This is a genomic window from Mesorhizobium sp. M7A.F.Ca.CA.002.15.2.1, from assembly GCF_003998715.1.
Lineage (GTDB): Bacteria > Pseudomonadota > Alphaproteobacteria > Rhizobiales > Rhizobiaceae > Mesorhizobium > Mesorhizobium ciceri.
This window is the reverse complement of record NZ_RZPI01001291.1, coordinates 1-409: the sequence shown is the minus strand read 5'-3', so window position 1 is coordinate 409 and position 409 is coordinate 1. Positions and strand designations below refer to the sequence as shown.

Here is a 409-nt window from a genome sequence, read left to right as displayed (position 1 = left end):
CTTCTTGCCCTGCCGGTACTTCTTGCGCCTGGCCGCCTGGTCGAGCCGGTTGTGGATTTCGGCCTGCAGGGTCTCGTCCGTCCAGGTGTCGTTGAAGCGGATGTTGAAGGTCGCGGTCGCTTTGGCCGGGATGACATTGGTGGCCGGGTTGCCCACATCGATGGAGGTGACCTCCAGATTGGTCGGCTGGAAATCCCTGGTTCCCTTGTCGAAAACCGGATGCAGCAAGGCATCGACCAGGCTCATCAGCCCGCGCACCGGATTGTCGGCAAGCAAGGGATAGGCGACATGGCCCTGGCGGCCATTGACGGTGACGGCGCCGGACATCGAGCCGCGGCGGCCGATCTTGATCATGTCGCCCAGCGCATCCGGGTTGGTCGGCTCGCCGACGACAGAGGCATCCCATTTC

The 409-nt window shown here is 63.6% G+C and carries 1 protein-coding gene; it reads right to left on the bottom strand.

Annotated features, from left to right (window positions below; translation table 11 throughout):
* The coding region (locus ENZ74_RS34200) for a peptidase dimerization domain-containing protein (protein WP_164761524.1) at nucleotides 1-409 on the bottom strand (409 nt) is incomplete at both ends.